This window comes from Aliiroseovarius sp. (assembly GCF_030148435.1).
Classification (GTDB): domain Bacteria; phylum Pseudomonadota; class Alphaproteobacteria; order Rhodobacterales; family Rhodobacteraceae; genus JASBTN01.
The window spans coordinates 1-6,034 of sequence record NZ_JASBTN010000006.1; the positions used below are offsets into that span (position 1 = coordinate 1).

At 64.2% G+C, this 6,034-nt stretch carries 9 protein-coding genes; 3 read left to right on the top strand and 6 right to left on the bottom strand.

All coding sequences use genetic code 11. The features are described from left to right. The coding region (locus Q1V43_RS01485; protein ID WP_366146197.1) for a transposase at positions 1 to 141 on the top strand (141 nt) is incomplete at its 5' end. On the opposite strand, the gene Q1V43_RS01490 is transcribed toward Q1V43_RS01485, so the two are convergent. The 5 genes from Q1V43_RS01490 to Q1V43_RS01510 all read right to left on the bottom strand — a co-directional run bounded on the left by Q1V43_RS01490 (position 138) and on the right by Q1V43_RS01510 (position 3,779). Then, a complete protein-coding gene (locus tag Q1V43_RS01490) occupies positions 138 to 323 on the bottom strand; it encodes a Trm112 family protein (RefSeq protein ID WP_300513200.1) in 186 nt (61 codons plus the stop codon). The genes Q1V43_RS01485 and Q1V43_RS01490 overlap by 4 nt on opposite strands. After that, on the bottom strand, positions 320 to 967 hold the full coding sequence (locus Q1V43_RS01495) for an LON peptidase substrate-binding domain-containing protein (protein WP_300513201.1): 648 nt from the start codon (positions 965 to 967) through the stop codon (positions 320 to 322). Before Q1V43_RS01495 ends, Q1V43_RS01490 begins: the two co-directional genes overlap by 4 nt. A gap of 29 nt (positions 968 to 996) precedes the next feature. Further along, positions 997 to 1,902, bottom strand: coding sequence for a thioredoxin (trxA, locus tag Q1V43_RS01500; RefSeq protein WP_300513202.1), 906 nt, complete (start codon positions 1,900 to 1,902; stop codon positions 997 to 999). Between the two features lie 52 nt (positions 1,903 to 1,954). Next, positions 1,955 to 2,743, bottom strand: a complete 789-nt coding sequence (locus Q1V43_RS01505; RefSeq protein WP_300513203.1) for an exodeoxyribonuclease III — start codon at positions 2,741 to 2,743, stop codon at positions 1,955 to 1,957. Between the two features lie 349 nt (positions 2,744 to 3,092). Continuing rightward, the gene (locus Q1V43_RS01510) at positions 3,093 to 3,779 is read right to left on the bottom strand and encodes a response regulator transcription factor (protein WP_300513204.1); all 687 of its coding nucleotides are present in this window, start codon (positions 3,777 to 3,779) and stop codon (positions 3,093 to 3,095) included. Positions 3,780 to 3,917: 138 nt separating this feature from the next. On the opposite strand from Q1V43_RS01510, the gene ribA reads away from it, so the two are divergent. Further along, on the top strand, positions 3,918 to 5,000 hold the full coding sequence (gene ribA, locus Q1V43_RS01515) for a GTP cyclohydrolase II (protein WP_300513205.1): 1,083 nt from the start codon (positions 3,918 to 3,920) through the stop codon (positions 4,998 to 5,000). A 20-nt stretch (positions 5,001 to 5,020) separates the two neighbouring features. Then, positions 5,021 to 5,509 carry a L,D-transpeptidase family protein gene (locus tag Q1V43_RS01520; RefSeq protein WP_300513207.1) on the top strand — a complete coding sequence of 163 codons (489 nt, stop codon included), beginning with the start codon at positions 5,021 to 5,023 and terminating at the stop codon, positions 5,507 to 5,509. 139 nt (positions 5,510 to 5,648) lie between these two features. Here Q1V43_RS01520 and Q1V43_RS01525 read toward each other — a convergent pair. Beyond that, a partial coding sequence (locus Q1V43_RS01525; protein ID WP_300513206.1) for an alanine racemase occupies positions 5,649 to 6,034 on the bottom strand: 386 nt, incomplete at its 5' end.

Sequence of the window (6,034 nt, forward strand, 5' to 3'; positions counted from 1 at the left end):
CTCGTCGAGCGATACTTCAACAAGTTCAAACACTTCCGCCGCATCGCCACCAGGTTCGAAAAGCTCGCCGTCACCTTCCTTTCCGCAATCGCCCTCGCTTCAGCAAGACTGTGGACCAGAGCTTATGAGTCCACTACCTAGTCGTCCAGCTTGCGCGCCTCGTCGATCAGCATGATCGGGATGCCGTCACGGATCGGGAAGGCCAGCTTCGCGCCTTTCGACACCAGTTCCTGCGCCTCGGCGTCATAGCTCAACGGCTGATGTGTCACCGGACAGATCAGCGCCTCGATCATGCGGCGGTCGAACGCCTGTTCCTCGCTCATTGCACCCGTTCCTCTCCACCACCCGTGCCACCGCTGGCCAGGGCGAATTCCATCAATGTCACCAGCGTCTCGCGCCGGGTTTGCAGCGATGGCGCCTCCAGCAGCGCCTGTTTGTCCTCGGGCTCGAAGGGGCACATCATGGACAGCGAGTTGATCAGCAGCTCGTCCTCCGCCTCCTTAAGACTGTCCCAGTCGGTCTGCAGCTCCTCGGCCATGAAATACCGCGCCAGAAGGTCCAGAAAACCGGTGCGATCCAGCCGCGGATCACGTTCCGCCTTGCCCAGATCGCGCTCAAACCCGGACCAGTCGACCTGGTGGCGCAGATAGGGGGTGAACCCATCGACCCGTGCCCCGGTGCGAAACCGGCTGATCCCGGTCAACGTGACCATGTAGCGGTGATCCTCGGTCTCGGTGAACGAGGTGATCCGCCCGGCACAGCCGATCGCATGCAGCCCCTCCCCGGCCGGAGTTTCCAGGGGCTGCACCATGCCGATCAGGCGCCCCGAAGTCTTCAGCGCATCGTCGAACATCGCCAGGTAACGTGGCTCGAACACATGCAGCGGCAGCCGTCCACGCGGCAGCACGACCGCCCCGGGCAAAGGGAAGATCGGCATGGTATCTGGCAGGTCGGCAGCAGGAAACATGGTTCAGCTTACTCCGACAGACCCGAAGGTCAAACCAGGATCATCGACCCCAGCTTGCGACGTCCGTTGAGCGCAATCGGATCCTGCGGCGGCAGCGCGTCGAAAATGGTGAAGAGCTGCGTCTTGGCTGCCGCGTCGTTCCATTCACGATCGCGGCGGAACAGCTCCAGGAGCTCGTTCACCGCGCCTTCCACGTCGCCGGCAGCATTCAGCGCCACGGCCAGGTCGAACCGGGCCTGGTGGTTGTCCGAATCGGCCTCGACCGCGCCGCGCAGCTCGGCCACGGGGCCGGCGTCCGCGGCCTGGCGGGCCAGTTCGATCGCGGCGCGGGCCGCTTCGATATCATGGCTGTCGGCCAGCTCGGCAGGCACATCGGCCAGCACGGCCTCGGCCTGTTCGACCTGCTCCAGCGCCAGCTGCGCGCGGACCAGCCCCAGATAGGCAGCGCCCATGTTCGGGTCGGCTTCGATGATCGCGGCATAGGTCTGGGCCGCGTCGGCCACTTCGCCGTTTTCCATCATCTCGTCGGCGGCGGCCAGAGCCTCGTCCAGCCCGCCATTGCCACCGGCCTTCGACACGCGGTCGATGAAGGCAGCAATTTCGCTGGGCGGCTGGGCGCCCTGAAAGCCGTCAACCGGCTGGCCGTCCACGAAGGCATAGACGGTCGGGATCGACTGCACCCGCAGCTGCGCCGCAACCTGCTGGTTTTCATCCACGTTGATCTTGACCATGCGGACCTTGCCGCCGGCTGCCTCGACCGCCTGTTCCAGCGCCGGGCCCAGCGTCTTGCAGGGGCCGCACCAGGGCGCCCAGAAATCGACGATCACCGGCACCTCCTTCGAGGCCTCGACCACGTCCTGCATGAACGTGGCTTCCGTGATGTCCTTGACCAGCGGCTCACCGCCGCCACCTTGTGCATTCATCAGTTCGAGCATGATGCGCTCCTTCGTATCCGTTGCGGCTTATATGACGGTTTGCGGAGTGGTTTTAAAGGTCGAAGGTGGCAAAGACCGGCGCGTGGTCACTGGGCTTCTCCCAGCCGCGCGCGGTGCGCAGGACACGCGAGCCGTGACCGGCGTTGGAGATATCAGGCGTGGCCCAGACATGATCGAGCCGGCGCCCCTTGTCCGCCGCATCCCAGTCCCGGGCACGATAGGACCACCAGCTGTACAAAAGCCCCTCGGGAATGTCCTGGCGGGTAATGTCGACCCACCTGCCTGACTCCATCACCTCGGCCAGGTGGTCGGTCTCGACCGGCGTGTGCGACACGATCTTCAGAAGCTGCTTGTGGTTCCACACGTCGTCTTCGCGCGGCGCGATGTTCAGATCGCCGACCAGGATGGATTTCTCCGGGCTGTTCGCCGCGAAATGGTCGCGCATGTCGGTCAGGTAATCGAGCTTCTGGCCGAATTTCTCGTTCACCTCGCGGTCGGGCTTGTCGCCCCCGGCAGGCACATAGAAATTGTGCACAGTCACGCCGTTCTCCAGCCGCCCGGCAATGTGGCGGGCATGGCCCAGACCGGCGAAATCATAGCTTTCGACTTCGACCATCGGGATCCGCGACAGGATCGCCACACCGTTATAGCCCTTCTGGCCGCGCGCCACCATGTGGGTGTAGCCCAGCGCCTGAAATGCTTCGAGGGGAATTTTGTCCACCGGTGATTTGCATTCCTGCAGGCACAGCACGTCGGGCGCTTCCTCCTCCATCAGCTTGACGACGATCGGCTCGCGCAGACGGACCGAGTTGATGTTCCAGGTGGCAAGAGTGAAGGACATGTGGCGGGTTTCTCCTGTATGCGTGGGGCGAAGGTAAGCGGCGCGGCGCGCAGGCACAACCTCCTGAAACGGGCTCTTGACCCCGGTCATTGAAGCGCCCCGCTGCCAGGAGTTTCCATTTCTCAAGGCGATGACCTTCCCCGAGTGCCCCCCGGATCCTGGCGGGAACGCCACTTGCGAAAAAAGAGACCCGGGCAAAGCCCGGGCCAGTCCAACAGGGAGGATAACCGTGCCATTACCCCGACACGGAGGGGAACTCTTGAGGACAGACTGCCACAGGCTGGCCCGCCTTCACATGATATCCGTCAAGTCTGCCAAAAATAAGACCAACAGATTTTGTCACCTCGGCTCAGGCCACCAGGCGATACCCGCCTGATTCCGTCACCACCAGGCGTGCATTCGACGGATCGGGCTCGATTTTCTGACGCAGGCGATAGATATGCGTCTCCAACGTGTGGGTGGTGACGCCCGCGTTGTAACCCCAGACTTCGTGCAGAAGGACATCCCGCGCCACCACGCCTTCGGTCGCGCGGTAGAGAAACTTCAGGATGTTGGTTTCCTTCTCTGTCAGGCGAATCTTGCTGTCATCCTCGCGGATCAGCATCTTCATCGCCGGTTTGAACGTGTACGGCCCCAGCTGGAACACCGCATCCTCGGACTGTTCATGCTGGCGAAGCTGGGCGCGGATACGGGCCAGAAGCACCGGGAACTTGAACGGTTTGGTCACATAGTCATTGGCGCCCGCATCCAGACCCAGGATCGTGTCGGCATCGCTGTCATGGCCGGTCAGCATCAGGACCGGGCATTTCACCCCCTGTTTGCGCATCAACCGGCACAGTTCGCGCCCATCGGTGTCAGGCAGGCCCACATCGAGGATCACCAGATCGTATAGCGCCTCCTTGGCCTTCACCATCGCTTCGGCCCCATTGCCCGCTTCGAAGACGTCGAAATCCTCGGTCATGACCAACTGCTCGGCCAGGGCGTCGCGCAGGTCCTCGTCATCGTCGACCAGCAGGATCTTTTTCACGTTGCTCATTGCGGGCTCCTCTTGCTTTCTAGACGAAGACATGCGTTCCCCTCGCGGGCTTGGCAAGATTTGCAACAATTTCCTCACGTGCTCGTGTCCTTGCACCCGGAATTGTTTCAGTTCATGACAGGGAACAGGAGAAGATGCATGACCCTTGCCCCCAACCTGACCGAGCTGATTGCCCGCGCCCGTGCCGATCTGCGCATGGGGGTGCCGGTGTTGCTGGTCGATGGCGATCAGGCCGCAATGGTGGCTGCAGCCGAAACCCTGTCGGACGCGCGCCTGCGCGAGCTGCGCGGGCTCGGAGAGCCGGTTCTGGGCATTACGCCCCGCCGCGCCGAAACGCTGAAAGCACGCGCCTATAGCGAACACGTCGCCCGCGTGGTTTTGCCCGGGGATGCCGGTGCGGACTGGGCGCGCAACATCGCCGACCCGGCGGACGATCTGGCCATGCCGATGAAGGGCCCGCTGCGCACCGAACGGGGCGGCGACGAATGTCTGGCCCATACCGCGATCCGCCTGTGCAAGGCCGCGCAATTGCTGCCCGCCGCGCTTGTGGTGCCGGTGGACAACCCGACCGCACTTGCCCGCGACTTTTTCCTGACGCTGCTGGATCTGACCGGCACCACCCTGCCCGACGGCACCTCGCTGGCACCCGTCATTGCCGCCCGCGTACCGCTGGAGGCCTCCGAGGCCGGGCGGCTGCACATCTTTCGCCCCGAGGATGGCGGCGAGGAGCATTACGCGGTCGAAATCGGCCGCCCCTCGCGCGCCGAACCGGTTCTGGCACGGCTGCATTCGGCCTGTTTCACCGGCGACATCCTGGGCAGCCTGAAATGCGACTGTGGCCCGCAGCTGCGCGCGGCACTGGCGGCGATGGGCGAGGTCGGCGCGGGCGTGCTGCTCTACATGAACCAGGAAGGCCGCGGCATTGGCCTGGCCAACAAGATGCGCGCCTACAGCCTGCAGGACCAGGGTTTCGACACGGTCGAGGCGAACCACCGGCTGGGCTTCGAGGACGACGAACGCGATTTCCGCCTGGGATCCGAGATCTTGAAGCGCATGGGCTTTTCCGCTGTGCGCCTGATGACCAACAACCCCAAAAAGGTCGCGATGATGGAGGCCACCGGAGTTCATGTCACCGAACGCGTGCCGCTCCGGGTCGGGCGCGGGGCACATAACGCGACCTATCTGGACACCAAGGCGGCCAAGTCCGGGCACTTGCTGTGATCCTCCCCCGCCGGACCGACATGGTCGTCACCCGCTGGGGCGCGCGATTCATGGGGCGGCGCTTTCCCTGTGCCATTGGACGCGGCGGTATATCACCAACCAAGGTCGAGGGTGACGGGATCTCCCCGGCAGGCGTCTGGCACCTCCTGGGTGGCGGCTATCGCGCCGACCGCCGCGCCCGCCCCCATGCGCCGTTCCGCATGACCGCCATCGGCCCTGCGGACATCTGGTCCGACGACCCCACCGACCCCGCCTACAACCACGGGCTGCGCACCCATGCCCACCCGTTCAGCCACGAGAAACTGCGCATGGGCCCGCCACTCTATGATGTCTTCCTGATCAGTGACCGGAATTTCCCCGAGGCCACACCGGGCAAGGGATCGGCCCTCTTCCTGCACCAATGGCGCAAACCGCGCCACCCGACGGCCGGTTGCATCGCCTTCGCACCCAAAGACCTCGCCTGGATCCTCGCCCACTGGACCCCGCGCGCCCGTATCATCCTGCGCTGATACTTTCAGCTTTCCACAAATATCCTGGGGTGAGCGCGCAGCGCGAGGGGCAAAGCCCCTTCACGCGTTTTGCGCAGCATACAGCGCTCCCGCCCAAACGGGCGACTTGCCGAAGGCACGGGTGGTCGGCGGGAGCCCCTTACCCGTAGTCCCGTTCGCCGAAGATGGCCGAGCCGACCCGCACATGGGTTGCCCCCTGGGCAATCGCCCGTTCAAAGTCGCCGCTCATGCCCCTCGACAGGTATTCCAACCCGTGGCACGCGGCGATCTTGGCCAGAAGCGCAAAATGCAGGCTCGGCTCTTCATCCGCAGGCGGAATGCACATCAGCCCCTCGACCGGCAGGCCCAACTCACGGCACTCCGCCACCAGCACGTCCACTTCGTCCAGCGACACGCCCGCCTTCTGGGCTTCATCCCCGGTGTTCACCTGGATGAACAGCCGTGGGCAACGTCCTTCTTCCCCGGCAATGCGCGCGATGGCGCGGGCCAGCTTCACGCGGTCCACCGTGTGGATCACGTCAAACA